The organism is Intestinibacter sp. (assembly GCF_051866655.1).
Taxonomy (GTDB): domain Bacteria; phylum Bacillota; class Clostridia; order Peptostreptococcales; family Peptostreptococcaceae; genus Intestinibacter.
On the sequence record NZ_JBJDXL010000451.1, the window covers coordinates 1 to 2,708 of the forward strand.

Sequence of the window (2,708 nt, forward strand, 5' to 3'; positions counted from 1 at the left end):
AACTTATAATTTTTGAAAATATATAGCGTAAAAAATATAAAAGAAGATTAAAATATAAGTATAGAAATTTATTTTAGAGAGGAAAAAGCGATGAAAAAATATAATAGAATATTTGTTATAGTAATAGATTCTCTAGGAATAGGAGAAGATGACACTTCTAAAAAATACGGAGATATCTCAGTAGATACTCTAGGACATATTGCAGATTCAGTAGATTCGTTGAATATACCGAATTTGCAGAGATTAGGATTGGCTAATTTGCATCCTATAAAACACGTGGATAAAATCGACAAGCCTCTAGGCTACCAAATGAAGCTAAAGGAATCAAGCGTCGGCAAGGATACGATGACAGGTCACTGGGAGATGATGGGACTTTATATAACTACACCTTTTAAGACTTTCACAGATACAGGATTTCCACAGGAATTACTAGATGAATTATCTGAAAAGACAGGCCATGGTATCGTCGGAAACAAGAGTGCAAGTGGGACAGTTATATTAGACGAGCTAGGCGAGCATCAGATGAAAACAGGAGATATGATAGTCTACACTTCAGCAGATTCTGTTTTACAGATATGTGGTCATGAGGAAACTTTTGGGCTAGACGAGCTTTATAGATGCTGTGAAATAGCTAGAGAGCTGACTCTTAGAGATGAGTACAAGGTAGGTAGAGTTATTGCGAGACCTTATATTGGAGAGGGCAAGGGTCATTTTGTCAGAACAAGCCATAGACACGACTATGCATTAAAGCCATATGGAAGAACAGTTTTAAACGTATTAAAGGACAATGGATATGATGTTATATCAGTTGGAAAAATAAACGATATATTTGATGGAGAAGGAATAACTGAATCTAACAAGTCTAAGTCATCTGTTCATGGAATGGAGCAGACATTAGAAATAATGGATAGAGATTTCAAGGGATTATGCTTTGTGAATTTAGTTGATTTTGATGCGCTTTGGGGTCACAGAAGAAATCCAGCTGGATACGCTGAGGAGCTTGAAAAATTCGACGTAAATCTAGGAAAAGTTATAGAAAAATTATCACAAGACGATTTACTTATAATAACTGCAGACCACGGCAACGATCCAACCTATACTGGAACTGACCATACTCGTGAATATGTTCCATTTTTAGCTTATTCACCGGCTATGAGTGGTAGTGGAGTTTTAGGAGAAAAACAATCATTTGCGACAATCGGTGCGACTGTTGCGGATAATTTCAATCTAGACATGCCAAAAAATACCATAGGTGAATCTGTATTAAATGAGTTAATATAGTTTATAAATATATAATAGAAGTGAGGAAACTAAAATGGATATATCGATATTATTAAAACACGTTGATCATACATTATTAAAGCCGACAGCTACGTGGGAGGATATCCAAAAGATATGTGATGAAGCAATACACTACAAGACAGCATCAGTTTGCATCCCAGCATGCTATATATCACGTATCAAGGAAAAATACGGTGACAGTGTAAATATATGTACAGTGGTAGGCTTTCCTCTAGGATATTCGACTACAGAGGCTAAAGTTCTAGAAGCTAAGCAGGCTATAGAAGACGGAGCAAACGAAATTGACATGGTAATTAACATATCAGACGTCAAAAATGGAGATTACGACAAGGTAACAGCAGAAATCAAAGCATTAAAACAAGCAGTAGGAGACAAAATACTAAAGGTTATAATAGAAACATGCTACCTAACTGAAGAAGAAAAAATAGCTATGTGCAAATCAGTCACAGAAGCAAATGCCGACTATATAAAGACATCTACAGGCTTCGGTACAGTTGGTGCGACTATAGAGGACATAAGACTATTTAAACAACACATAGGATCAAACGTAAAAATAAAAGCAGCAGGTGGAGTTAAAAGTATATCAGACCTAGATATGTTTATAAGTGAGGGCTGTGATAGAATAGGAACTAGCTCAGCTATTAAATTAATCCAAGGAAAGCAGGCACAAGGATATTAAAATAAAGGGGAAATAGTTATGCGTTTTGTAGATATAATACACAAAAAAAGATACAAAGAAGAACTAACTGATGAAGAAATTCAATTTTTCATAGACGGGGTTGTAGATGGATCTATTCCTGACTATCAAATAAGCTCATTATTAATGGCTATAGTACTAAATGGCATGAATGAGAGAGAAACTTCATATCTTGCCAAGGCTATGATGTATAGTGGCGATGTTTTGGATTTATCTTCTATAGAAGGTATCAAGGCAGACAAACACTCAACAGGTGGAGTAGGCGATAAAACATCTATGGCTCTAGGACCAATGGTGGCAGCATGTGGACTAAAGGTCGCTAAAATGTCAGGGCGCGGTCTAGGGCACACTGGGGGAACTTTGGATAAATTAGAATCTATAGAGGGTTTCAATTGTTTCTTAACTGAGGAACAGTTCAAAAAACAAGTTCAAGAAATAGGAATTTCCATCATAGGACAAACAGGAGACCTAGTCCCAGCAGATAAGAAATTATACGCACTAAGAGATGTAACAGGAACAGTTGAATCAATTCCTCTAATAGCATCTTCTATAATGTCCAAGAAATTGGCATGTGGCTCAGATACTATTTTACTAGATGTAAAATACGGAGAAGGTGCATTTATGCACACTATAGAAGATGCCACAAAGCTTGCCGAAGCAATGATATCTATAGGAAATAGTCTATGAGTGAATTGCACCTGTATTTCAG

Annotated in this window: 2 protein-coding genes and 1 pseudogene; all 3 read left to right on the forward strand. The window is 36.2% G+C overall.

The annotated features are described in order from the left end of the window. The first annotated feature begins 90 nt into the window (after positions 1 to 90). Complete coding sequence (gene deoB / locus ACI3VO_RS13530; protein ID WP_439758425.1) at positions 91 to 1,281, forward strand: phosphopentomutase; 1,191 nt, start codon at positions 91 to 93, stop codon at positions 1,279 to 1,281. A gap of 34 nt (positions 1,282 to 1,315) precedes the next feature. Next, complete coding sequence (gene deoC, locus ACI3VO_RS13535) at positions 1,316 to 1,981, forward strand: deoxyribose-phosphate aldolase (RefSeq protein ID WP_439758426.1); 666 nt, start codon at positions 1,316 to 1,318, stop codon at positions 1,979 to 1,981. Positions 1,982 to 1,999: 18 nt separating this feature from the next. Further along, positions 2,000 to 2,683: pseudogene (locus tag ACI3VO_RS13540) on the forward strand (thymidine phosphorylase); the annotation flags it as partial. Between the last annotated feature and the right edge of the window lie 25 nt (positions 2,684 to 2,708).

Excerpts from the sequence above, each read along its gene's own strand:
- deoC (WP_439758426.1), top strand. The coding sequence starts at position 1,316 with ATGGATATATCGATATTATTAAAACACGTTGATCATACATTATTAAAG.
- deoB (WP_439758425.1), top strand. The coding sequence starts at position 91 with ATGAAAAAATATAATAGAATATTTGTTATAGTAATAGATTCTCTAGGA.